Origin of the sequence: Chroococcidiopsis cubana SAG 39.79, from assembly GCF_003991895.1 — a bacterium.
Lineage (GTDB): Bacteria > Cyanobacteriota > Cyanobacteriia > Cyanobacteriales > Chroococcidiopsidaceae > Chroococcidiopsis > Chroococcidiopsis thermalis.
In genome coordinates this window covers 153,700-176,973 of sequence record NZ_RSCK01000004.1, presented here as the reverse complement: position 1 = coordinate 176,973, position 23,274 = coordinate 153,700, and the positions used below count along the sequence as shown (strand labels likewise).

At 43.3% G+C, this 23,274-nt stretch carries 22 protein-coding genes; 9 read left to right on the top strand and 13 right to left on the bottom strand.

Features of this window, described 5'->3' with window-relative positions:
* Positions 1 to 9: 9 nt before the first annotated feature.
* Entirely contained in the window at positions 10 to 534 is a 525-nt protein-coding gene (locus DSM107010_RS04495) for a low molecular weight protein-tyrosine-phosphatase (protein ID WP_015153617.1), read from the top strand.
* Between the two features lie 63 nt (positions 535 to 597).
* On the opposite strand, the gene DSM107010_RS04490 is transcribed toward DSM107010_RS04495, so the two are convergent.
* Positions 598 to 1,254, bottom strand: coding sequence for a response regulator transcription factor (locus DSM107010_RS04490; RefSeq protein ID WP_015153616.1), 657 nt, complete (start codon positions 1,252 to 1,254; stop codon positions 598 to 600).
* A 497-nt stretch (positions 1,255 to 1,751) separates the two neighbouring features.
* Here DSM107010_RS04490 and smpB point away from each other — a divergent pair, with 497 nt between their 5' ends.
* From smpB to DSM107010_RS04475, 3 genes are all read left to right on the top strand, one after another.
* On the top strand, positions 1,752 to 2,216 hold the full coding sequence (smpB, locus tag DSM107010_RS04485) for an SsrA-binding protein SmpB (protein WP_015153615.1): 465 nt from the start codon (positions 1,752 to 1,754) through the stop codon (positions 2,214 to 2,216).
* A gap of 175 nt (positions 2,217 to 2,391) precedes the next feature.
* Positions 2,392 to 2,682 carry a WGxxGxxG family protein gene (locus DSM107010_RS04480; protein WP_015153614.1) on the top strand — a complete coding sequence of 97 codons (291 nt, stop codon included), beginning with the start codon at positions 2,392 to 2,394 and terminating at the stop codon, positions 2,680 to 2,682.
* Positions 2,683 to 2,875: 193 nt separating this feature from the next.
* Positions 2,876 to 3,085, top strand: coding sequence for a hypothetical protein (locus DSM107010_RS04475; protein ID WP_106170570.1), 210 nt, complete (start codon positions 2,876 to 2,878; stop codon positions 3,083 to 3,085).
* A gap of 13 nt (positions 3,086 to 3,098) precedes the next feature.
* On the opposite strand, the gene DSM107010_RS04470 is transcribed toward DSM107010_RS04475, so the two are convergent.
* On the bottom strand, positions 3,099 to 3,443 hold the full coding sequence (locus DSM107010_RS04470) for a hypothetical protein (protein WP_106170568.1): 345 nt from the start codon (positions 3,441 to 3,443) through the stop codon (positions 3,099 to 3,101).
* A 138-nt stretch (positions 3,444 to 3,581) separates the two neighbouring features.
* Between DSM107010_RS04470 and ychF the strand changes: the two genes are divergently transcribed.
* Positions 3,582 to 4,673 carry a redox-regulated ATPase YchF gene (gene ychF / locus DSM107010_RS04465; protein WP_127022463.1) on the top strand — a complete coding sequence of 364 codons (1,092 nt, stop codon included), beginning with the start codon at positions 3,582 to 3,584 and terminating at the stop codon, positions 4,671 to 4,673.
* Between the two features lie 78 nt (positions 4,674 to 4,751).
* Here ychF and DSM107010_RS04460 read toward each other — a convergent pair whose 3' ends face one another.
* From DSM107010_RS04460 to DSM107010_RS04445, 4 genes are all read right to left on the bottom strand, one after another.
* Positions 4,752 to 5,006, bottom strand: coding sequence for a hypothetical protein (locus DSM107010_RS04460; RefSeq protein WP_106168846.1), 255 nt, complete (start codon positions 5,004 to 5,006; stop codon positions 4,752 to 4,754).
* 555 nt (positions 5,007 to 5,561) lie between these two features.
* Positions 5,562 to 7,766 (bottom strand): alkaline phosphatase family protein, encoded by a 2,205-nt coding sequence (locus DSM107010_RS04455; RefSeq protein WP_106168845.1) that lies wholly within the window; start codon positions 7,764 to 7,766, stop codon positions 5,562 to 5,564.
* Positions 7,767 to 7,892: 126 nt separating this feature from the next.
* Positions 7,893 to 9,590: a M14 family metallopeptidase gene (locus DSM107010_RS04450; protein ID WP_106168844.1), complete on the bottom strand. Its 1,698-nt coding sequence runs from the start codon at positions 9,588 to 9,590 to the stop codon at positions 7,893 to 7,895.
* Between the two features lie 141 nt (positions 9,591 to 9,731).
* Positions 9,732 to 10,052, bottom strand: coding sequence for a hypothetical protein (locus tag DSM107010_RS04445; protein WP_015153606.1), 321 nt, complete (start codon positions 10,050 to 10,052; stop codon positions 9,732 to 9,734).
* A gap of 203 nt (positions 10,053 to 10,255) precedes the next feature.
* On the opposite strand from DSM107010_RS04445, the gene DSM107010_RS04440 reads away from it, so the two are divergent.
* Complete coding sequence (locus DSM107010_RS04440) at positions 10,256 to 11,083, top strand: tryptophan 2,3-dioxygenase family protein (protein WP_106168843.1); 828 nt, start codon at positions 10,256 to 10,258, stop codon at positions 11,081 to 11,083.
* A 128-nt stretch (positions 11,084 to 11,211) separates the two neighbouring features.
* A complete protein-coding gene (locus DSM107010_RS04435) occupies positions 11,212 to 12,252 on the top strand; it encodes a DUF2157 domain-containing protein (RefSeq protein ID WP_127022461.1) in 1,041 nt (346 codons plus the stop codon).
* A gap of 43 nt (positions 12,253 to 12,295) precedes the next feature.
* Here the strand turns inward: DSM107010_RS04435 and DSM107010_RS04430 are convergent, their stop codons facing one another.
* Positions 12,296 to 13,603 carry a DUF58 domain-containing protein gene (locus DSM107010_RS04430; protein ID WP_106166710.1) on the bottom strand — a complete coding sequence of 436 codons (1,308 nt, stop codon included), beginning with the start codon at positions 13,601 to 13,603 and terminating at the stop codon, positions 12,296 to 12,298.
* 185 nt (positions 13,604 to 13,788) lie between these two features.
* Between DSM107010_RS04430 and DSM107010_RS04425 the strand changes: the two genes are divergently transcribed.
* Together DSM107010_RS04425 and DSM107010_RS04420 are read left to right on the top strand one after the other, a co-directional pair.
* Entirely contained in the window at positions 13,789 to 14,976 is a 1,188-nt protein-coding gene (locus tag DSM107010_RS04425; protein WP_106166709.1) for an FAD/NAD(P)-binding protein, read from the top strand.
* Between the two features lie 617 nt (positions 14,977 to 15,593).
* A complete protein-coding gene (locus DSM107010_RS04420; RefSeq protein ID WP_106166708.1) occupies positions 15,594 to 17,204 on the top strand; it encodes an iron uptake porin in 1,611 nt (536 codons plus the stop codon).
* Between the two features lie 109 nt (positions 17,205 to 17,313).
* Here DSM107010_RS04420 and lepB read toward each other — a convergent pair whose 3' ends face one another.
* From lepB to DSM107010_RS04390, 6 genes are all read right to left on the bottom strand, one after another.
* Entirely contained in the window at positions 17,314 to 17,889 is a 576-nt protein-coding gene (lepB, locus tag DSM107010_RS04415; RefSeq protein ID WP_041462399.1) for a signal peptidase I, read from the bottom strand.
* A gap of 205 nt (positions 17,890 to 18,094) precedes the next feature.
* Positions 18,095 to 18,934: a DUF3598 family protein gene (locus DSM107010_RS04410; RefSeq protein WP_106166707.1), complete on the bottom strand. Its 840-nt coding sequence runs from the start codon at positions 18,932 to 18,934 to the stop codon at positions 18,095 to 18,097.
* Positions 18,935 to 19,183: 249 nt separating this feature from the next.
* Positions 19,184 to 20,227, bottom strand: a complete 1,044-nt coding sequence (locus DSM107010_RS04405; protein ID WP_106166706.1) for a PulJ/GspJ family protein — start codon at positions 20,225 to 20,227, stop codon at positions 19,184 to 19,186.
* An 11-nt stretch (positions 20,228 to 20,238) separates the two neighbouring features.
* On the bottom strand, positions 20,239 to 20,820 hold the full coding sequence (locus DSM107010_RS04400; protein WP_106166705.1) for a pilus assembly FimT family protein: 582 nt from the start codon (positions 20,818 to 20,820) through the stop codon (positions 20,239 to 20,241).
* Positions 20,798 to 21,322 carry a type IV pilus modification PilV family protein gene (locus DSM107010_RS04395; RefSeq protein ID WP_158631736.1) on the bottom strand — a complete coding sequence of 175 codons (525 nt, stop codon included), beginning with the start codon at positions 21,320 to 21,322 and terminating at the stop codon, positions 20,798 to 20,800. The genes DSM107010_RS04400 and DSM107010_RS04395 overlap by 23 nt, the downstream gene beginning before the upstream one ends.
* Before the next feature lie 401 nt (positions 21,323 to 21,723).
* Entirely contained in the window at positions 21,724 to 23,046 is a 1,323-nt protein-coding gene (locus DSM107010_RS04390) for a hypothetical protein (RefSeq protein ID WP_127022458.1), read from the bottom strand.
* Positions 23,047 to 23,274 lie beyond the last annotated feature (228 nt).

Here is a 23,274-nt window from a genome sequence, read left to right as displayed (position 1 = left end):
AAATGACAAATGACAGACAAAAAGCAATTGTCAAAAATTATTTGTATGTATAAGTTACTTTTTGTCTGCCTGGGAAATATCTGCCGTTCTCCAGCGGCAGAAAATATTATGAACCATCTGATCGATCGCCATCAGTTAAGCGATCGCGTTGTTTGCGATTCTGCTGGTACGGGTGGCTATCATGTTGGCAGTCCGCCAGACCGTCGCATGACATTTGCAGCAGCTAATCGGCTGGGAATTCAGCTATGCGGTCGAGCGCGCCAGTTGCAAAAATCAGATTTGGTGGAATTCGATCTAATTTTGGCAATGGATCGAGAAAATTACTACGATATTCTGGCGCTAGATTTCAGTGGTAAATACCGCGATAAAGTGCATTTGATGTGTGACTTTTGTACCGCGCATACCATAAAAGAAGTGCCTGACCCCTACTACGGTGGTGCAGAGGGTTTCAACCAGGTAATTGACCTCCTACTTGATGCCTGTAACGGACTGCTCGATCGCGTCAAACAGGAAATTGTAGACAGCGAACAGTGAACAGCTATCAGTTATCAGTTATCAGTGACCACGCACCACGCACCACGCGCCACGCACCACGCATTATTCAACCAACCGATGCTTCATGGCATAACCGACGAGTTCGGCTCGGTTGTTGGTTTCTGTTTTGCGCAGGAGATTGCTAACGTATTTTTCTACCGTGCGGGGACTGAGGTGGAGCTGGCTGCCAATTTGAGCGTTGGAAAGACCGTGAGTGAGCATGACTAACACCTCCTGCTCGCGTTGGGTGAGGTGGAAGGGAAAATCAAGTTTTTCGACGATCGCCGTTGCGGTTGTCTGGGGACGCAAGCCTTCTTCCTGCGATAGGCGATACTCTGATTGGATCATTTGCGATCGCTCCAACAAATTGCGGATTGCCGCTCCTAGTTCTTGTAACTCAAACGGTTTAGGTAGGTAAAGATCTGCTCCCGACTGATAGCCTTGAATTCGCTCTTCAGTTTTGTTACGTTCTGTTAAAAAAATGACTGGCAGCAGTCGAAATGAAGGGTGTTGTCTGACACTCCGTACCAATTGATAGCCATTCATGCGCGGCATCACAATATCTGTCACCATCAAATGAGGGCGATAAGTCTCGACCATATCCAAGCCTTGTTGCCCATCAGCAGCCGTAATGACTGAGTAACCAGCCATCTCAAGATAATCACTGATAGCCAGACGAGTCCCAGGATCGTCATCAACAACAAGAATAGTCAGAGGCATGAATAATATGGAGTTACTACACTGAGTAAAGATGGTGCGGTTTCTGGCTGTACTGTGACAGTATTAACCGAGGATTTATTTATCCTACCGAAACATATCCATGCAAGTAATTCCAACTCTTGATAGAAAATTGTCATCGCGATCGCTACAGTAGGAGATAGGAGTCAGGGATGTTAGAAGTTTGTTTGACGGGTTAAAGTCCCTAAGATAATCTATGGAGAGAGTTTAAACAAGGCATCTTCACTGAACTCTAACAGTTCATCCGTGGGAATAATTCTGTCTTCTGTGTCTTTACCTCAGAAAATGAGATGTATTTCTAATTTCGAGAGTAGCGATTTAGCATGGCAAGATAGCGAGAAACGTGATAAGTTCGCAATAGCCAGCATACCTTAACTTTTAGCAAGGTAGATGTAAATCTTTTAGCAAATAGTCGATAATTTATTTTCCCCTTACTTTAGTACTTTAGAGCAGCACGAGAATACTGCAAGAAAACTTCAATGAGCGACAACGACGGTTATAAGGTATTGAGCGACAATCGCAAAGCCCGCTTTTTGTACGATATCCTCGAAACCTATGAGGCAGGACTGCAACTCATGGGTACAGAAGTCAAGTCAATCCGTGCAGGTAAAGTCAACCTGCAAGATGGCTATGCTCTTATTCGTAACGGAGAGGCATGGCTAATTAACGTTCATATCTCACCCTATACTAACAGCAGTCAATATTTTAATCACGACCCTCGCCGCACTCGTAAACTACTACTGCATCGGCAGGAAATTCGCAAGCTGATTGGTAAGGTAGAACAACAGGGTTTGACATTAGTGCCGCTAAAACTGTATCTCAAACGCGGCTTAGTCAAAATTAGTATTGGACTGGCTAAAGGGAAAAAACTCCATGACAAGCGGGAAGATTTAAAGCGCCGTCAAGACCAAAGAGAGATACAAAGGGCGATGAAAAACTACTAATTAGAAGTTAATTTAACTACAAGCAAAAAGTTAAATTTGGTTAAGAAAAGTGTTTTTTCTATTTCTTTAGCTAGATCTACCAACAAATGAGTTTTCTGGCTTAAGAGCGATTTAGTTTAGATTGCTACTGAATAGATTAGTAGGCAGCATAACAATTCAACTAGAAAACATAACCATGAAAATTGCTGCTCTTTCTAAAATAATTAGTGCTGGAGTTCTCGCCTTCAGCTTGACAGCACTACCTGTATCTGCGCAAACTACCACCACCCCAGACTCTGGAACAACAACGACTCAACCTACAGTTGTTGACGATGACGTAGACGATCGCGATGATGATAGTAACTGGGGTTGGCTTGGCTTACTCGGTCTAGCTGGTTTACTCGGACTAGCTGGAAGAAAGAAAAAAGAACCTACAGCATATCGCGACCCCGATCGAACTGTAGGTAGCACGACTTATAGAGAATAATCTTTCTGATTTTCCACAAATGGAGATCTAAGATAATGTCTGAGGGAAAATGAATAACTAGGCAATTTTTGTGACTGCCATACAAGCAAGTTGCCTAGTTTTTTCAGTATCTAGGTGTAGGCATTTCGGGAGATGTCAGAAGTGGCGATCGCTCTTTAGCTTAGATGAGTAATGTATTTACTTTCACCCATCTATGATTTATATTCCCGACCCACAAATTCCCGATCCGACACCAAGTCCCCTACCTCAACCGACTCCAGAACCAACTCCCTCACCAGCACCGGAACCCGTACCGAGTCCAGTACCGCAGCCAATTCCATCGCCAGCACCAGAACCCGTACCCGCACCAATTCCCCAACCCGTACCTGCACCAATTCCGCAACCAATTCCCGAACCGGTGTAGCTAGCAGCAAATGCTATTCCTTGACTGAGAAATCTACAGTTTCGCAAAGATTAACTTGGCGCTTGTCTATTTCACCATCATCAGTAATAGCACGGATGTCGTAAAGGCATGAGGTGGAGTTGTCTTCAAAAACTATGTCCGCCGATTCATCTGGAAGTAGAATATCTTTATCCAAAAGATTTGCTCCCCACTTGTCAGCGCCAGAATTAGATATGTGTAGTTCCTGAATATTGACGCTGGTTTCATTGTGCAGCGTAAAATCGCGGATATCGGCTCTGGCGGCTGGAGCGATCGCACCAATAACTGGTAAGCACAAGCTAGCAGCAATAAGTAAAATAGAAGTCTGATTCTGCAACACAAACGTTAACCTAGATAGTTGTCTCAGGATAGAATTCACCTGTAGTAAAAACCTCCGTGAATTTTGTGAAATTAAGTTTCATATATCCCTCTGAGATTTTGTTATCCTGACAAAGGAATAAGCGATCGTTACACAGCCATGCTCAGAGCCGGAATTGTCGGACTGCCTAATGTCGGCAAATCTACATTGTTTAATGCTTTAGTTGCCAATGCCAAAGCGGAAGCAGCTAATTTTCCTTTTTGTACAATTGAACCAAATGTGGGCGTGGTTGCCGTACCAGACGAACGATTAAAGGTGCTTGCCGAAATTTCTAACTCCGCGCAAATCGTGCCTACGCGGGTTGAGTTTGTCGATATTGCGGGTTTGGTCGAAGGTGCAAGTCAGGGAGAAGGACTAGGCAATCAATTTCTGTCCCACATCCGCGAAGTTGATGCCATCGTCCATGTCGTGCGTTGTTTCGAGAATGACGATATCATTCACGTCGCTGGTTCTGTCGATCCGGTGCGAGACATTGAGGTGATTAATTTAGAACTGGGTTTAGCAGATTTAGCTCAAATCGAACGTAGAAGCGATCGCGCCCGCAAGCTAGCTCGAACCAGCAAAGAAGCTCAGCTAGAATTAACTGTGTTAGATAAACTGACAGAAGCTCTCAATCTAGGTAAACCAGCGCGTCAAGTTAGTCTAACTGATGAAGAAGCTGTTTTAATTAAAGGGTTGGGATTGCTCACAGCTAAACCAGTCATTTATGCCGCAAATGTATCGGAGGACGATCTGTCAACTGGAAACCAATGGGTGGAACAAGTCAGACAGTTTGCAGCCTCTGATAAAGCACAGGTGGTTATAGTTTCAGCACAAGTGGAATCGGAATTAGTCGAGATCCCCGAAGAAGAACGAGCCGAATTTCTTGCCACATTAGGGGTAGAAGAAGGCGGGTTAAAATCTTTAATTCGCGCTACCTATGAATTACTCGGTTTGCGTACCTACTTTACTACAGGTCCAAAAGAAACTCGTGCTTGGACAATTACCGCAGGAATGGTAGCACCGCAAGCTGCTGGAGTCATTCACTCTGATTTTGAGCGCGGTTTTATTCGTGCTGAAACGGTGGCATACGATGACCTAGTAGCCAATGGCTCGATGAATGGAGCCAAAGAGAAAGGCTTAGTCCGTAGTGAAGGAAAAGAATACATCGTCAAGGAAGGGGACGTGATGCTGTTCCGGTTTAACGTGTAGTGTTTTAGAAGGAGCCAGGAGACAGGAGGCAGAAAACTAGAATGACTCCTAACTCCTCTGACAAAATCCTTTTAGGAGTTATGAGTTTTTGACGACACTGGTATCCTTAAGGGTAAATTCTTGAGCGCGGGAGCTATGCACTAAAGTCCAACCTGCTTTTAATAACTTTTGGTAGGTTGCCCAACCCTTAGAACCACCTGGAATAGGATAGTCTGGTACGGCGAATTGGCGAAAAGTAGTATATGGCTTCCAAGGCTCGTCGGGCGAGAGTTGTAAGTGTAAGATTTTTTCTCCCTCTTGGGCTTGAGATAACCAGCACATACGTCTAGACATAAAAACTCCTCATGGATTAAGTAAACGGCAAAAACATTCAGAATTTTAGCGATCTAAACTGTGGTTAACTGTCGTTAAAGTTGCGATCGCACTTAGGTAAATCGATACATCACACTTACTTATGATTTTTAAGTATTGAGTGAATTTTGCGAATATAAGTAAATTAGCTGCGAGCGATCGAGAAATATGCAATTGGCAAATACGTAACCGATAAATCTGCCATCCACTAGGGAAACGCTATCTTGCATTGGCTTTCCTCTGTTAGGTCGTAATTCAGCTAGTTTTTGTATTCAAATTGACAGAATTCTATCCAAGATTAAATCCCAGAACGATCTACTGCTGAATAATTAGCGAATAAGCATAGCAGCATATTTCGGGAATTTATTTTTATTCCTAAGATATTCTTAATGTTTTGCCAAGTCTGGAGCGAATGGAATTGCTAACGAATGTCATTTTATTGTTTGACTGCGACAAGAGAGATCCCCCCTAGCCCCCCTTCAAAAGGGGGGAAATAAATGCCACTTTTTAACCCAGTTAGGGGATCTGCGTAAGACTTTACGCCCGACCTAGATTGACCGGATCGCCTTCCACAGTGGGCGCGGGTTGCACGCCCAAAATTCGCAGGATCGTAGGAGCAATATCGATATTACGCACTCGCTTAATTGTCCCAGTACCAATATCTGGTCCAGCAGCATAAAAAATTGCGCTCATCTCTGGTAATTCTGGATCGTAGCCATGAGCGCCGTAGAAGTTGGGGACTGATAGCAATGGAGTCTCTGAAGCCGGATCGCCCAAACGTTGTACCACTGGGGTTTGAGTGCCGTCAAAATTGTACCCCAGTCGCATAATTGCAAAAACATCTCCGCTGTCTTGACCGATAAACTCACCTGTATCTAAGCCAAAGTTGCGATCGCTCGGATCGTTGGGTATGGGACGAGCGTAGATCTTATCGAAGATCGCTACAGATTTGCTTCCCGCAGTATAGTTTGGATTAGTATCGGTAAATTTGGCTAAAGCATTAACCAACTGTTGTTGCAGCGTGACATATTCTGCTTTGCTCACAGTGCCATCCGGTTCTCGTCCCTGCAAATTGATGTAAATGTTCACCGCTGGACCCGAGGTAATTGCTCGTACTTTTGTATTATCAAATCCCAAGCTGCTGAGGTAGTTGTTGAGGCTAACTGCGGTGTGGAACGGGGCAAAACCGTGGTCGGAAACTACGATAATATTACTATTCGGTCTACCGCGCTTATTTGTCCCAACCGCCTTAATAATTTGCTGCACGGCTGTATTTGCTGCTCGATAAGCCGATCGCAGATACTTTTGATATCGCTCGATTTTTTCTCGGTCTTGGTTATTGGCAATTGAGTTTGGATCGCGAAAATCAGTCGCTTGGCGAGGATCGGTAATTAGAAATTGGTGTCCCGAACCATCGGGTTGTTCAATATATGTCAGTACGAGATCTGCATCGGAATTTCGGGCGATCGCCCGTAAAGCAATCCGCGTTTGGTAATCTACAAAAGTACGGACTTGATCTTGATAAATTGCTTCTAGTTCTAAATCGGGAAAATCATCAAAGCCTGAACTGATTCTTTCGGGGATGCGGAAGTCGGGCTGAGGAACCCAGAACCCAACATTGTTATTTGCATCGTCCACATCCGCCAAAACTGCTTGGTTGCGAGGAATATAGTTAGCAGAATAACGCGCTAACCGCACCTGGGAAAGGTCGGAGGCGAGTTGAGTGACATAGAAACTCGTACCGACTTTATTTGTACTACCTTCAAAATAAAATAAACTGGAGGTGCGATCGCTGGCTTTAAGGTAGGCGGAACCAGTAGCAGGGGGTTGAGATGCTCTAGGTTGGATACCGCGATCGGCATCAAAAATAATTAAAGTATCGTAGTTAACCGCTTTATCGTTGCTCGTATCGATCGCCGCTACTTGCAGGTTATAGGAACCGCCGCCACCCGTCAAGCTACCCGAACCGCTTGCGGGGATGGTTTCGAGAGTCGTTACTTTGACGGGGCTAAAAGACGATCTGCCTGCGGTTGTGAGTTGCTGAATAATCTCGCTAGCAGCGTCGCTAAAATCTGCTGCTGTAAAGCTAAAGCCCCTAGCTCCTACGCCGCCAAATGCGCCAAACGGTACGGTATAATCTACCGTGCGATCGCTAGCTGGTTGGACGATCGGACTGTCTGCTAAACCAGGAATTTTGATATCGAGTCCATCTGCACCGGGAAAGGTAGCTGCAACGACTTTCTTACCGTTGTTTCGCAGCGCAATCCAGAGAGATTCAGCAGTTTGGGTATGGTCGTCCAGAGGTCCATCAATTCCCACCGAGTAGCCGCCAATTGGAGCCGCAAAACCGCTGATATTTTGTTTGAAAGGACTGGCGACGAGGTGAAAGCTATTAGCATTAATATCGTTACGAGCAGCCGTAGAACCAGTACCGATCGCAATATGGGCTGGTGCTGTTAGAGATGGGGTAATAGTTTGATTTTGTTTTGCAACAAGTCCTTGACTTTGCAAAAATCCCAATCCCTTACGTTTGTCCAATACACCAGTTGCGAAGTAGCGATCGAGTAACGGTGGTGTTGCGCCATCTAAAGAAATCAGGACAATCTTGGGATGAGGTTTGTTAACAGCTGGAGTTGCAGCAAAGGAGTGAAATATAAAAGTTAATCCGAAAGTCACAATAACAATCGGGATAAAATGTTTGAGCGAAGCTAGACTGCAACTGAACGGAACTCTCAACCCCATATTTCTTATCCTCTATGAAAGTCTTAATCCTACGCTGCAAGATAGGAATAATCGGAGCATACCGTCATGACTTTAAGAACAGAATATGGGAGAGTTATCGGTAGTTGGTAATTGGTAGTTGGTTGGTCACTGGTCACCGATCGCTGATAACTGACAGTTGACGACTCCGGCGCGATCGTGACGAGCAGTTAATTTGAATACCGTACCATCATCAGGCGCGTATACTACCCATTCAACTAAAGCGCGATCGCTTGTAGAATCGGCTTGTCTTCTTAGGGGTGCAGAAGGTTGGTAGGCGCGTCCTTCGAGTTGTCCTACATCTTCTCGCAATTTACCCGTTACCAATTTTGCCCCTTCTGGTAGCTCGATTGCACATAGACAACCCCGTACCAGTTTTTTATCCATTGCTCTTTCGGTAACGTAGGTAGGTAGCCAACCTGTATTTTGAACGGCAAAGCGGATGCGGTAGTTAGAACCGCCTAAGTGACTGATACTCGCCTCATAGATTTCCAACTGAGGTGAGATTAACAAGTGCCATACCAACCACTCGGGAAAACGCGCAAGCTCTTTTTCCAAAAACTGCGGGGGAGGATTTGACCAGGCATACATTGCATCCCAGCCTCCTAGTTCGACTTGACCGAGTTGAGGATGCTCGAAGGGATACCAATCGATATAACCCTTACCACCTAAAACTTCATCGCTCCAACGCAGCATGGTTAAGTCATCTTCAAAGGGGTGTTCCCTGTACCAGTCGATGAATTTATACTCTTTAATTCCGGCTTGACGCTGCGGACTCCAAATTTCTACCGTCCAGGCAAATACCCCTTGATGTTCGTAAGCCCAATCATCAAATGCACCGGTAATAAAGTCTTTGGGATCGTAGCGAAATTCGTGAAAGACTGAGACAGCAGGGTATTGAGTGATTTCTGTGGCTTTATCGCCGATGCGTTGATAAACGCGCAAATCTTTAGTAGGTAACTCGTCGTCGCTTTGATGGCTGTAGGGGCGCAGGATAACACCACTAAAAGTATGAAAGGCGATCGCCCCTGTAATATTGAGATGACTCGTAATAAAATCAACTAGCGATCGCACTTCTGCTTCTGAGGCAGGATAGGGTCCAGCTCCCATTTGCTCTTGCTCTTGTCGCCATCCACTAGGGAAATTGCGGTTTAAGTCAAGTCCTTCTTTCGGTGGTGGAATGTCAATCTGGATACCGTTGTAGTTTTCAATTTCTCCCTCTGGGAGGATGCGATAATATTGTCCGCCCGTTTCTGTCGGTTCCCGTGGAATTAATAAACGCGGTTCAGTTGGGCAAACTTTCCAAGCACCATTCGGATCTGGTATTCTCATTTGTAGAATTCGCCCATCTCCGTCCATATCTGTCATCACTAGCCCATCTTCTCGTTCTCCCTGGTGAGGATAAGGACGAGTGCTAGAACGAATAAACTTTGGTTTGTTTGCCAAAGCCAACTCAGCACCATCAGGGTTGACGCGAGGACAGATATAAAATACGCGAGTATCCAAGCAACGGGCGATCTCAGGTTGAGTACCGTAGCCAGTCACCAACGTTTGCAGTAAATATAAGCAAGCACTTGAAGGCGCGAGTTCGGTAGCGTGAATGTTACCATCTACCCACAAAGCAGGCTTATCTACATCGTCGCCCGTCGCGAAATTGGTAACTGTTAATAGCCAAATGTCTCTGCCTTCGTAGCTTTTACCAATGCTTTGCAAGCGTAACAATTGCGGAAATTCTCGGGCGTATGCGCGGACAATCTCGGTCAAATCTGCATAGCGATAGTACTTATCGAACCGGACTTCTGGCATTTTCAGTTATCAAGTGGCTAGTGGCTAGTGGCTAGTGGCTAGTGGCTAGTGGCTGGTGGCTGGTGACTAGAATAACCTCCTTGTCTCCCTTGTCTTCCTTGTCTTCCTTGTCCCCGTTTTCCTTTCACTAACCCCGAACTCCTATTTTTTCGTCGGATTTACTTGTCCAGCCAGTTTGCGGTAATATTCCATCTGCGGATCGGGACGACGATTAGGCGTGAAGCTGGGTTCGATTTTTTCTGATTTGACTTCAGTTATTTGCCGCTCTGCTGCCGATTCTATATTATTTTGGCGATCGCCTTCTACGTAATAACTAGAATTTGAAAATCCTAGCGCTTGCAGCAAAACCAGTAAGCGTTGATAAAAGAGATTAAAAATTTGGCGGAAAAATCCAAATATCTGATACAGTAATCCTTCTAGGCGAATGAACGAGTTCCGAAGCAGTTGCTGCAATCTATCCATACTATTGACCTCTCAAAGCAGCATCAATCTAACTTTGGGTGTAACCGTAATACTAACAGTCTATATTTCTCAGATTACTACTATAAGTCAACATTTGTTGACCACCAAATGGATGATATAGCGATCGCCCCACAATTCCTATCGTGCGATCGCAATTCTTGTCAATATAATGTATAGGCGTTATGTGTAACGTTTGTACTACTATGTCTGAATCTTATCAACCTCTACCTCCTCTCGATCCTAGTTTGGATATCAGCAAAAATCATTATTGGAATTATCACAACATTGAAGCGCTAATTAGTTGTAAAAAAACTCTAACTGCTTCAAAAGATGAAGATTTGTTTATTTCCATACATCAAATCTGCGAACTTGCTTTCCATCAAATGATTATTGACATGGAACGGGTGTTAGATGCTTTATCAAAGGCATTAGATACGGATTTAGTTATTAGTGCTACTAGCGAAGTGTGTTATTTCTTTCAAAGAGTATTGCGACTGTATGAGGTTGTTAATACTACCATGCCGATTCTCAACACTATGCGAGCATTTGTCGAATTTCGGACTAGCATTGGTCCTACAAGTGGCTTTCAATCAGTTCAATTTCGGCAGTTAGAAATTATGAGCGGAGTGAGAAAATATTGGGTAGGTGGGACTAAAGATTCTGAAGGTAAGTTACATATTGCCGAGACTGAATTCGATCGCAAATATGGCGATCGCATTACTCAATGGTTTGAGCATTATAAAGAACATAACTTAGCACATTATTACGATTTCCTCATAAGTCGTGCTGTAGGTGACACGCAAGCTGAGAAAGTTGCCCATTTACGCACTTATCCTGATGCCAATGCAGTTCTCACCTTTTTGCAAGCCTACGATAAATGTCAGACTCAATTTCATCAAGGACATTTAGGCTTGGCAATTCAACAACTTAAAATTGTTGGAGTAGAAGTCGGGACTGGGGGTACGTCTTTTAAAGATTATTTAGCGAAATATCACAGGGAAGAAGCGCCATTGTTTCCAGGGTTGAGCTAAGGGTACGTTAAATAACGTATCCTACAAAAATATATGTAAAAATAAGCACCTTTAATAGTGGCACAACAACCGTATATCTTCTCGAAACTACCTCTCATGATTGAGTAAACGCTCCTATAGTTTCGAGTATGAAAATTTACAAAGAAGATTTGCATTGGGCAGCTTCCCAAGGCTTAATTACTGAGGCGCAAGCAGACGCACTATGGCAAGCATTATCTCACCGGAGCGACCATCGCCCCCAATTTAATTTTGCCAACGTAGCTTTCTATTTTGGGGCTTTGGTTGTCATCTCTGCCATGAGTTGGTTTATGAATTTAGCATGGGAATCGTTTGGTGGCGGCGGAATCTTCCTATTAGCTAGTATTTATGCGTTTTGTTTTGTAATGGCAGGCAAAACTTTGTACTTTCGCCAAAACATGAAAGTTCCTGGGGGATTGCTATTTGCGATCGCAGTTTGCATGACTCCTCTAGCAATTTACGGACTACAAAGATGGACGGGATTTTGGATTCAAGGCGATCCAGGTGTATATCGAGATTACTATATTTGGATTAAAGGCAGTTGGTTTTTGATGGAATTGGGGACTGTTATTTCAGGTTTAATCGCGCTCAAGTTTGTCCGATTTCCATTTTTGACTGCGCCGATTGCTTTTTCACTATATTTTATGTCGATGGATTTAACGCCATTGCTATTTGGTAAAAATGAATTTACCTGGGAACAAAGACTTTTGGTTTCTCTATGGTTTGGAATTGCGTGTATTATCGTTGCGTATTTAGTCGATCTTCGCACCCGCAGGCGCGATGGAGATTTTGCTTTTTGGTTGTATTTATTTGGCTTACTTGCCTTCTGGTTTGGTATGACTTTGATGAGAGATAGCGATGAATGGCAAAAATTTATTTATTGTCTAATTAATTTGGGATTGATTTTGTTATCGGTGTTGTTGAAACGCAAAGTTTTTATGATGTTCGGAGCTATAGGAGTCTTTGGATATTTAAGTCACCTGGCTTATACAGTGTTTAAAGATGCCCTACTATTTCCGTTCGCACTCACTGTTTTAGGAATATCTATTATTTATCTAGGTGTGCTATATCAACGCCATAGTAGAGTCATTGAGCAATTCTGCGATCGCTGTCTCCCACAAGAATTGCGGCAGTTATTACCGCGAGATTAGGACATAACAATATCCTTACCAATGATCGATTACCAATTAGCAACTACAACTGATTCCTTGCCTTGAGCTGCAAATACCGCTCTACCAACTGTTCGGAAATCAAATCGGCTGGTGCATCTAATACCAAAACCCCTTTTTGTTTCAAACCAGCAAAGGCAACTTGACGCTGAGATAATAAATCTAAAGCCACAGCACGGGCATAAGTCGGATTCACTTCATTCGTAGAAGTATGAGCTAAACGATCCACTTGCCGATCGCGTAACGTAACGCAAAAAGGTAAATAACGGGGTGTCAGTCTTCCTAATGCAGCTAATAATTCGGCAGAAGCGGTTATATCAACAATGTCTGTAATTAATACTACCAAGGCTCTGCGAGCTTGTTGTTTGATAATACTCGTGACAGCACCAATATAGTCAGATTCGAGTAATACGGGTTGAATTGGTGTCAGGCGATCGATCAGTTGGTTTAATTGATGTTGCCCTCGTTCCGGTGGTATCCAAGTCTGCATTTGCTTATCAAATACTCCCACACCCACGCGATCGCCGCGATGAATTCCCGCTAGTGCTAAAGCCAAAGTTGCGTTTAAACCCCAATCAAATCGCTTTAAACCCGATACTTGAGCCGTCATCAAGCGTCCTCTATCCAATAGAATAATCAGGGTTTGTTCGTGTTCTGGCTCCAAAACTCGCACCAAAGGACGGTTGCGACGTGCCGTAGCTTTCCAGTCAATCAACCGCAAATCGTCACCCGTACCATAATCTTTAAGTTCGGCAAATTCCGTTCCGATTCCCCGTTGGCGCAGCTTGCGAATTGAACCAGCCGATTGTAGCGTCAGACGAATGGAGAGCGATCGCAATCCTACCAAGTCAGGATAAACCTTGACTTTCTGACTTTGAGGAATTTTCCAGTTATCCCAACCTAATCCCCAAGCACCCAATTGTCTCACTTGCAGATCTCCCCAGGCAAATTCTCCCCGTTGGTTAGGGTGAATTGTATAAGTTAATTCTGTCGTGCTGTTGGGTGCAAGCGCAGCAGTCAGCGTAGTTGCAGAAACAGCAAACTGCATTGGGTAATAATCGCAAATCTGAATTTGAGCTGATTTTTTCAGCGATCGCACTGTCAAAACCACCGAATTATCCCGTCCGATGGAGAGTCTAGCAGGCAGAGATCGCTCGACTTGGACGCGATGACGGCGTACCATTAGGCTATCGGCGATCGTCAGCCCTAAGATAACAGCATCAAACAGCAGCATCACCAAGATACTGCGCGGTACGTTCCAAATTGTGGCTAATAGGGGTGCGATTGCTATTCCCAACAACAGCAACAAATAAACTCTTCTGGTAGGAATCATAGGGAGATAGATAAAGGCATCATACCAATTTACTCTCAGTTGCGGGAGTCGGTGTAGAGACGTTGCAGGCAACGTCTGTACGGGAGTCAGGATTATTTTTGACTTTTGACTTTTGACTTTTGACTCCCGATGCTATCTTGAATAAGAATGATTATCATTTTTAAGTATTGTCTAGCACGATTGTCATGCTTGCAGAAGCTTCCAATACCGATATTGCCATCATTGGCGCTGGTCCCCACGCTCTCACGTTTATTGCCTACTTGCTGCAAAAGCGGAAAAAGCTGCGGCACAGGTTTGCTGTTTTCGATCCAAGTGGAATGTGGTTGCAGCAGTGGCAGCAACAATTTGCGGCTTTTGAGATCCCTCATTTACGTTCTCCTGCCGTCCACCATCCCGATCCCAACCCATACGCCTTGCGAAAATTTGCCGCATGTCGTCCCCAGGAATTATTTGCCCCTTACGATCTGCCAGGAACGCAATTATTTCAAGATTTTTGTACCGATTTAATTCGCCGTTTGGATTTGCCACCAGTTTTCAAAGCAAAGGTTTTGCGGATCGAACCCTTACAACATCGGTTGCGTCCTCGGTTTCGCTTGTGGCTAGCAGACGATCGCACGGTTGTTGCCCGTAGGGTAGTATTCGCCAAGGGTAGCAGTCAAATTCACACACCTGAGTGGGTGAGTCAAATTCAGTCTCCTTATCCGCCAGAACGGTTATGTCACTCTCAACAAGTGGATTTGCGAAAATTGAACTTAGCTGGAGAACGCATATTAATTATTGGTGGTGGATTAACTAGCGGGCATTTAGCTGTAGGTGCGATCGCCCGTGGTGCTAAAGTCGTGTTGATGGCAAGGCGCAACTTACAAGAGAAATTATTTGATGCCGAACCAGGGTGGCTGGGACCGAAATATCTCAAAGATTTTTGGGCAGAACCGGACTGGGAAAAGCGTTGGTATTTGATTCAACAAGCTAGAAATGGGGGTTCCCTCACGCCAGCAATGATGCTACAGTTGCGGCGGCTCATGCGGTGCGATCGCTTGCAAATTCAAGAACAATGCCAAGTCGTCAAAGCAGTATGGCAAGGGAATAGTTGGTTAGTGCATTGCCATAATGGGGAAGAGAATGAATGCGATCGCATTTGGGTCGCAACAGGGACGACACTTGACGTGACTGCCGAACCTCTGCTGTCAGACATGCTCAATACCTTTCCTCTAACTATAGCTAGAGGTTTACCCGTTCTCGCTCCCTGCTTGCGCTGGTCGGGATGCGAATTATACATGATGGGCGGTTTAGCGGCATTACAAGTAGGACCAACTGCTAGAAACTTATCAGGTGCAAGAATGGCAAGTGAAAGGATCGCGTCTGCTTTGTAGCTTCACTGTTGGCAAAGGTGGCAGTTACCAGACTGGAATTGTTTACTCTTAATAATACCCTGCACGCGACTACAAAAAATATGGCAATAGCTATAGCTAACACCGCAACTGAAACCTATATTTTGTGCATCTTATAATACAGTCGTAGCGTGCAAAATATTGTTATTTTAGTTACTCCAAGTCATTTTTTACAAAAGTTATTTTTTGATAATATTTAAACACTTATAAAAAGACAGAATCACTTCGCCGCTCGACGAACCCAAAAGATGTTCTCGACTGATTTTTGAACATCTATCTTAGGAATGAGTTCAAAAGAATAAACCTGCTGCAGGAATCAAAAAATCATGGATGTCATTCTGTTGGCGAAGCCTTCCCGAAGGGTACGCAACGCAGTGTAGTGAAGAATCTCCCAGATGTTTCGCTTCGCGTGTGGATGACAATTCAAGTATTCACGCAGGAGGTCTAATAAGCCAAAAGAGTTGTAGAATTCGACGAAATTAGCAACTGCCATCTTCAAGTAAAACAGTTTTTTGAGTTTGAGAAAATATCGTAATCCATGTAACTTTTTTTCTTTGCCATTCTCGGTAATTATGTAAAAAGGTGTGAGGTATATACTAATGAAACGACTTTTTAGAGATTCATTTTTCGTTTCTCTAGCGGTTATTGCTGCCAATTCTTTATATTTAAACTCAGCGATCGCGGGAGATATAAGTTCAGTGACTCCCATGACTGCAACAACCAGCGTTGAGACATTAACGACAAAAGAGCGATCGCCACAGCTAGCTCAAGTGACTTCAGTTTCCCAATTATCAGACGTGCAGCCTACAGATTGGGCATTTCAGGCATTGCAATCTTTGGTAGAACGATATGGTTGCATTGCGGGATACCCCGATGGAACTTATCGCGGTAATCGCGCTTTAACTCGTTATGAATTTGCCGCAGGGTTAAACGCTTGTTTAGATCGAGTCAACGAACTGATTGCCACCGCTTCTGCCGATATGGTCAACAAAGAAGACTTGGCAACTTTACAACGGTTGCAAGAGGAGTTCGGTACGGAACTTGCAACTTTGCGCGGTCGAGTCGATGCTTTAGAAGCAACCACCGCCGAACTAGAAGCAAATCAATTTTCCACCACAACCAAATTGAGCGCTCAAGTCATTATGGCGGCTAGCGATACTTTTGGCGATGACGTGGAGGACAACACAGTCCTACAAACGAGAATGCGGTTCAATTTCCTGTCTAGTTTTACTGGTACAGATCAACTGCAAGTTCGCTTGCAAGCAGGTAATTTTAGTGCCTTTGACTATGTAGGAAACATTACAAATGAAGGACAGATAGCATATGCTACGGGTACTGATAACGATGTTGTCATAGATAACCTCAACTACAGTTTTCAAGTTGGCGATAATCTAAGAGTTTGGCTGCTAGCTAACTCTGGAGAATACGACGACGTTTTTGATATTGTCGATAACCTGATTACCGATACGAATGTAGGTGCAATTGGTAATCTCAGCTTCAACCCCATCTATAATGCAGGGGGACAGAATGCAGGGATAATTACAGAATTCTCGATAACTGAAGCTTTGAAACTGGGGCTTGGCTATCAAGCTGGTAATGCTGAAGATCCTGCCCCTGGTAACGGTTTATTTAACGGTAGCAACAGCTTTCTCGGACGATTAGAGTACGGGACTGACAGATTTAAGGTTGCCTTTGCCTATCTCCATACGTATGACGAAGCCTTAAACACGACAGAGCAAGGTAGTATTCGATCGCTGGTAGAAGTCACAGATGCTGATGGCAGCACGCGATCGGTAGTGGGCAATCACTACGGTGTAGAAGCACAGTTTGACATCACCCCTGGAATTAGAATTGGTGGATGGGCAGGATTGAGTAAGGCGATCGTGCTTGGATTGGGTGATGCTGATGTGTGGAACTATGCTCTGTCTCTCAGTTTTCCCGATTTGGGCAAGGAAGGAAACCTACTCAATATTATTGTGGCGGTGGAACCTAAACTAACGGGTACGAGTGGTTTTACTGTTGCTGATGGCGACGGTGTAGAAAGAAGAAGAGATCCCGATACTGGGTTGCACGTTGAAGCGTCGTATCGATATCAACTGACTGATAATATCTCGGTTGCACCGGGCGTAATTTGGCTGACTGCTCCTGGTCACGATAGCGACAATAGCGATATTGTTGTCGGTACGTTGAGGACAACGTTTGAGTTTTAGTTGTTAGTTAGTGATTGTTAGTTAGTGGTTGTAAATTCCCCTCATTTCTCGATCGAGATTTGGGGGAATTTTCTATGCACTGAACTGAAAGTAGGCTTTACCTAATTACCTAGTTACTGCTGGCGGTTTCAGCGTACAAACTACCTACACGGTAGGGAGGCCAAAAACGCACTGCTGCCTTACCAATAATGCGATCGCGACTAATAAAACCCCAAGCATGGCTGTCATAGCTGCGATTGCGATTATCTCCCAACACAAGGTAAGACTTGGGTGGCACGATCGCTGCTGCTAAAATGTATTCCGGTGGCTCGGCAATGTAATGTTCTGTTAAAGGGCGATCGTTGATATATACGATCCCATTTTTCACTTCTACTTTCTCTCCTGGCAGTCCAATAACTCGCTTCACATATGCATCGCGAGAATGCTCTTCCTGAATCACTGCTTCTGGAGGAGTAAACACGATGATATCTCCTCGCTGAGGATTGCCGATGTGGTAGCTAATTTTGTCTACGAAGAGGCGATCGTCAATCTGTAAAGTGGGCTTCATGGAAGTAGAAGGGATTAAGTAACACTGCTCCGCAGTTATCCGAATGCCAAATCCAATTAGCAATGTTATTCCCAGTAACTTAGAACCCTCAGCCCAAGGATTTTGCGATTTACTGACTCGAAAGCTGTGTACGGGCATAAATTTAGTAATTATTTTAACAGATATATTACGTATTTCTACCATAAACACTACGGAATCGCCACTAGAATCAGATAGATATCAATGAATTTTTCAGTAAATTTACGCACATCAGTGATTAGGGAGCAGGGAGCTGGGACGAGCTGGGAGCAGGGGGGCAGAGGGACAGAGAAGCAACAACCAATTACCAATTACCAATTACCACTCACTTGCTTTCAGTAACCAAAGTAAGGCTAGTCCATTCACCTTTATCGTTGTAACGTCTTATCAGTCTTTGTCGTAGATTTGGCTGTACTAGCCAACCCACTTCGAGAAAAAAGGCTTGTCTTAACTGCACTTGCTGAGGGCAAGTGGCAGAAGCGCCATCTGGTAGTAGCATAACTTGAGTCATTTGGCGATCGGGCTGAGAACCCTCAAAGTAGAGTAACGATCCGGTAATTTTGCCTGTGGAACTGATTTGGTAAGGGTTTTCTGGCGTAGAGTAGATAGTCAATTGTTGTGCGAGGCGATCGCTACCAAGGCGCTCGATTTGCAGTTGTGTAGAATAAGTATCGGGCGATCGCCAGTCGGGATAAATTGTGACCGCTTCCCCTTGCCACTTACCTATCAAGTCATCAACCTGTAGAGGGGGACGTTCTGGAGTTGTCGTACCAGCAAGATATTCGCGAATCAGCGTAATTTTATCCAACTTTCCGTTCGGTGTAAAAAGTTGCACTAAGCGCAAGCGGCGATCGCCATGAATCAAGCCAAGTTCTGCGCCAAATTCTGCAAACGGACTGAGTTGAATCGAACCTTGAGAAAACGCACCATTTTCAAAAAACAGTACCCCCTTACCCAGAGAACTGTATTCAAATACTTTTTCCTCGGCGGGACGATTGGATGGTAGGAAACGGACAATTTGACGGATAGTTTTATTGTCGTTTAATCCAGCTAGAGATACGACTGTAGGAGTATCTTCTATAAACTCTGCTTGGGGTGAGAACCGAGTAAACGAACCCTGCCATTCACCCAAATTTTGTAGCAAATATTGCCATTGCGATCGCATAAACAGTGACCAGTTATCAGTAACCAATGTAGGGGCGGGATTCACCCGAAATTTCTGTCAGAAACGAAGTCATCTAATAAACCCGCCCTGGCAGTTATCAGTTATCAGTGACCAATAACCAGTTTATTATTAAAGGATAATTCTATGGCAAAGCAGGTTGATTGCATAGTACTTGCTCAAGCAATTTTTCTACGTAAGCTTGCTACCGACCTCATAACTAACTATCGTGCATTCTATTCGCTTGGTATCTTAGAAATCTTCACACCTTGCATTGCTTGGCGCACTGGTATACGAACCGATAGTTGCTCTAACTGTGTAGCAGTTCTGTTTACTAGAAGTAGGACGAAGGCTGGGAGCCAGACTGCTGCTATCTAAGCTAGAGACAGAGCCACTATAAACCTCTGTAGCTACCCCATCCACGGTGCGATAGACTTTGTAAGTTGGATTACCCGTACCACTCCAAGTCCAAGTCAAATTCATCTCGGTTGTTCCTGACTTACTACCGGATAGCACGGGTGCAAGGTCATTACTGTAACTACTCAGGCGAGAAAACGCTCTACCCGTGACATCTTGATTTTCTGTAGCACTTACTGCACCGCGCAAGAACAGTTCGACTAAACTACCGTCAAGACAAGCATAAAAACCGCCAGCACCAAACTTAACGGCGGGTGAGGTGCTGCAAGTTGGATTGATATCTGTATCAGAAATTGAGTCAACTAAAATATCGCTAGCTACAGGATTTTTGCAAGGATCGATTGAACCATCCGCGTTCGGTATGCGTCCGTAACGCGCGATTATTCTCGGACTCAACCAACTTCCAGTTGTAGGGCGAATATCGTAAACTACTTTGTCAAATCCCGCTTGATAATCGCTGGGAATTATAGCAGGAGGAGTTGGTGGAGGACATGAAGTAGGAATATTGTCGATCGGAATTTCTAGATATAAAGCAATTGTGCCATAACTACCTAGCTTTGCTTTAATACCAGCGTCTTCTACAATTTTTTCCAGAGTTGTAGTAGAGCTATCTGCAACTTCAGTTTCAAGCCGATTTATTCTGCTTGCCATTCTAATTTCATGACTCATGAAATCGAACGCACGATTGAGATCGATTTGTCTTTCTGTTCTGGCTTCTGCTTTATTATCAAAAGATGTAATTGTGACCAGGGCAAATCCTGCAATGACAATTACCATTGTACTAATTAGGACTGCAATTAGTAACTCTACAAGTGTAAATCCTCTAGAAAACTTAGAAGTATGAAATCGACGATAAATTTGAGCAAAATACTTTTTCATATAACTCTTAGTTAGGATGCAGTACAAATCCCATCGTCAGTAATGTGATTTGCCGCAGTAGAATCACCAGTGTAGTTACCAGCTCTTGTCAATCCTAAAGTATTAGATATAGCCAGACATTTTTGATCTTGAATGGAGCTACGAGCAACAGAAAAGATCAATTTTCCACTCGGATCGACTGGAGGAGGAGGGTTTCTAGAACTGAGAACTGTAAATTCTGCTGTGCCTAAAATACCAAAAGTAATTTTGATGGGATTTCCTGTTACTTGACTAATATTTGTTATTAGTTGAACTCGCTCTGATAAATTGCGATCGCCCGTAACACCACAATTTGCGGTAATTTGTACTGGTGTAGTCGATAACATCAACATAACATCGCAAGGCTGACTTTTACGGATAGCTTGTCTTTGGGCTTCTTGCAAAATCCCTCTGACTTCAACTACTGCTTGATTCAATTTGACGCGATCTAAAGAACCAGCAAAGCTAGGAACTGCGATCGCGGCTAGAATACCAATAATGACAACTATTATTGATATCTCTATTAAAGAAAAACCTTTGTTTTGATTATTTTTACGGACACTTAAGCGACGCATCAGGAATTACCTCAGTTGAAAGCGTTGCGATTGGGGAATTACTGTCTGCTGGTGTGACATTATAAGTTAGCTGAAGTAATTTATAAGCATAAGTAGGATTATCGTAAATAGCAGTTCGAGTCAGAGTGAAACTTTTTCCTGCTAAAGTTTTAGAAACAGATGTTGTGGTAGATGGTGCTGATGGAGGTGGTGACGTTGGAGTGCCAAGTATACTATGTAGTAATCCCGCAGCAAAGCCGTCAGCAGAAGTAGTGGCGTTACATCTATTGGAATAAGGAAAAGTATTAATTTCGTATTCTTTAGCTTGATTTTTAACGAATTCTAAATCCTTCTGAATCCAAGTGATTGCTTCCTGACGTTGTTCGGCGCGTACTTTAAAAATAATCGCTAATAAAAGCGCTTGCATTGCTACAGCAAGAAATACACTAACTATAAGTATGGATATTAATACCTCAAAAAGAGTAAATCCTTTATCTTGTAGCGGCAATTTCTGTAGATGCATCGATCGCGCCATGTTGAAAGTTTTATAATTGAATCGCTGCTAATTTATTTGATAGTATGATGCGATTACTAATGAGCTATTGCACTAACTATATATAGCAATCCTATTTGATTAATGAACGTGGAGCAGGCTAGAAGCTTACTTTACAAATCATTTAAAACTACTATATAAAAAGCAATTTTATTCATAAAAATCCTGTGTTGGTGAAATAAAAACGATATTTTATCTGTTAGGCAAACTAAAAATCATATCTAGTTTGCCCTACTCTATACTGACTTATTGCCGTAGAATCACGGTAATCTTAATGAATATTATTGCTGGGTTTTCAGTAAATTTACGGTGAATTGAATGAGGGAAATTGATGCGATCGCAAAGTACTAAAAAAATCAAAATTTCCAACTCTACAGCTTATATCGCTGCCACTTCTGAATCGAGCCGATTTTATTAATAGTATATAGGTTAAAGCTATTAGCTAAGTCTGATAAACTGAGAACGTCATCTGGTACATTAATGCCAGTATTGCTAGTATTAGTGTTTTGAAGATCTTCAGCCCACACAACTCCATCAAAATTACTATTCCCAGGACTCTCACAACCGTCACCTGAAGTTTCTAGTTTAAAATCTGCATCCCGATTGTAAAGAAAAGCATTTTGAATACAAGCAGTGTTGTAAAGATAGGCAGACTGCGGCGTTCCCGAACCACTGTATAAAATAATAATTCGTAAATCTCCAACTCTGGGCAGTTGTCCATCAGTGCGAATATTACGAATTTTAGAATTTCCTCGCAAATGAAATCCTTCTTTATCTAAATACGAACCTTTCACATAAAGATAAACTGGACCAGCAGTTGTATCAATATCAATTATTTTGTCAGTAATATCAATTTTATTAGTTTGATAATGAGTAATTTGTCCGCTAGTACCAGTAAGTGGAAGCGACAGCAATGAAAACCTGGGATCTGTGATGTCTCCTAAATCCGTACCTTGCGCAGTGAACGGAAAGTTGAGTTGCAGCTTACAAGCGAAAATTGTGCCATCAATACTAGTATCTGTGGTATCTGATGCCGAACCGATAGCAGCGAGATATTGAGATCTATTTGTACCACCTTTTATGGCATATCCATTCAGATTAGAACTATTAAAAGCAGTCACAGGATCGAAGTAGATATTAGCATTCTTACCTGCAATTCTACGTGCCTGTATTTCAATGCGATCGAGGTCGAAAGTAGTATGAGTGCTAATAGCACCAGGAAAATTTTGAATTGTTACATTAATTGCTACTGTGACTGCAAGGTGAGCGATAGAACTATCATTCTGACCAGATATCAAGAAAGTTCCTGTTTGCTTTAAACTATCGTAACGATATGCCAACAACTGAAATTGACCATTACCAATATTGTTAGAACTAGTCAGTGTAGTTACATTAGGAGATACTGACGGTAAACAAGGAAAAGTCATTGGAGTTATCCATTCATTAATAGCAATTGTGGTGTCGTCGCTCGTTTTAGGAATACCGTCGGCTCCCAGATAATTTTTTCCCGTTTTTGGGTCGATTGGATCGTAATTTCGAGTTAGTAAAACTGCGTTTTCTGGTTTAGTCATGAGAGCTAGAATTCTAGCAACACCTCCTTCAGCCACAGCTAAACTATCTCCGGTTTGAGTGCGGGTAGATGCGATCGCTTCGTTACGAGAAGCACGAAAAATTAGGGTAATCGCAATTGCCATCACGATCAAACCCATACTGAGAGCAAGAACTATAGTAAACCCTCGCTCTTGAGATCGTTTTAGTGCTAAAAGTTTAATTAGAAAGGTTTGTAACGACAAGGTTTTTCCTAGTTTGCATTGAACTTAAGATCTAGTTTGCCCTGAAGTACAGTAATTTATTGCCGCACGATCGCGGCAATTATGCTGAAGATTTCACAAATACGTTTGTGTAGTTTTACTGAGAAAAAT

What these genes read in the sequence shown, in the direction of transcription:
- DSM107010_RS04495 (WP_015153617.1), top strand. Translation starts at nt 10, where the DNA reads ATGACAGACAAAAAGCAATTGTCAAAAATTATTTGTATGTATAAGTTA.
- DSM107010_RS04490 (WP_015153616.1), bottom strand. Translation starts at nt 1,254, where the DNA reads ATGCCTCTGACTATTCTTGTTGTTGATGACGATCCTGGGACTCGTCTG.
- smpB (WP_015153615.1), top strand. Translation starts at nt 1,752, where the DNA reads ATGAGCGACAACGACGGTTATAAGGTATTGAGCGACAATCGCAAAGCC.
- DSM107010_RS04480 (WP_015153614.1), top strand. Translation starts at nt 2,392, where the DNA reads ATGAAAATTGCTGCTCTTTCTAAAATAATTAGTGCTGGAGTTCTCGCC.
- DSM107010_RS04475 (WP_106170570.1), top strand. Translation starts at nt 2,876, where the DNA reads ATGATTTATATTCCCGACCCACAAATTCCCGATCCGACACCAAGTCCC.
- ychF (WP_127022463.1), top strand. Translation starts at nt 3,582, where the DNA reads ATGCTCAGAGCCGGAATTGTCGGACTGCCTAATGTCGGCAAATCTACA.
- DSM107010_RS04460 (WP_106168846.1), bottom strand. Translation starts at nt 5,006, where the DNA reads ATGTCTAGACGTATGTGCTGGTTATCTCAAGCCCAAGAGGGAGAAAAA.
- DSM107010_RS04455 (WP_106168845.1), bottom strand. Translation starts at nt 7,766, where the DNA reads ATGGGGTTGAGAGTTCCGTTCAGTTGCAGTCTAGCTTCGCTCAAACAT.
- DSM107010_RS04450 (WP_106168844.1), bottom strand. Translation starts at nt 9,590, where the DNA reads ATGCCAGAAGTCCGGTTCGATAAGTACTATCGCTATGCAGATTTGACC.
- DSM107010_RS04445 (WP_015153606.1), bottom strand. Translation starts at nt 10,052, where the DNA reads ATGGATAGATTGCAGCAACTGCTTCGGAACTCGTTCATTCGCCTAGAA.
- DSM107010_RS04440 (WP_106168843.1), top strand. Translation starts at nt 10,256, where the DNA reads ATGTCTGAATCTTATCAACCTCTACCTCCTCTCGATCCTAGTTTGGAT.
- DSM107010_RS04435 (WP_127022461.1), top strand. Translation starts at nt 11,212, where the DNA reads ATGAAAATTTACAAAGAAGATTTGCATTGGGCAGCTTCCCAAGGCTTA.
- DSM107010_RS04430 (WP_106166710.1), bottom strand. Translation starts at nt 13,603, where the DNA reads ATGATTCCTACCAGAAGAGTTTATTTGTTGCTGTTGTTGGGAATAGCA.
- DSM107010_RS04425 (WP_106166709.1), top strand. Translation starts at nt 13,789, where the DNA reads ATGCTTGCAGAAGCTTCCAATACCGATATTGCCATCATTGGCGCTGGT.
- DSM107010_RS04420 (WP_106166708.1), top strand. Translation starts at nt 15,594, where the DNA reads ATGAAACGACTTTTTAGAGATTCATTTTTCGTTTCTCTAGCGGTTATT.
- lepB (WP_041462399.1), bottom strand. Translation starts at nt 17,889, where the DNA reads ATGCCCGTACACAGCTTTCGAGTCAGTAAATCGCAAAATCCTTGGGCT.
- DSM107010_RS04410 (WP_106166707.1), bottom strand. Translation starts at nt 18,934, where the DNA reads ATGCGATCGCAATGGCAATATTTGCTACAAAATTTGGGTGAATGGCAG.
- DSM107010_RS04405 (WP_106166706.1), bottom strand. Translation starts at nt 20,227, where the DNA reads ATGAAAAAGTATTTTGCTCAAATTTATCGTCGATTTCATACTTCTAAG.
- DSM107010_RS04400 (WP_106166705.1), bottom strand. Translation starts at nt 20,820, where the DNA reads ATGCGTCGCTTAAGTGTCCGTAAAAATAATCAAAACAAAGGTTTTTCT.
- DSM107010_RS04395 (WP_158631736.1), bottom strand. Translation starts at nt 21,322, where the DNA reads ATGCATCTACAGAAATTGCCGCTACAAGATAAAGGATTTACTCTTTTT.
- DSM107010_RS04390 (WP_127022458.1), bottom strand. Translation starts at nt 23,046, where the DNA reads ATGGCAATTGCGATTACCCTAATTTTTCGTGCTTCTCGTAACGAAGCG.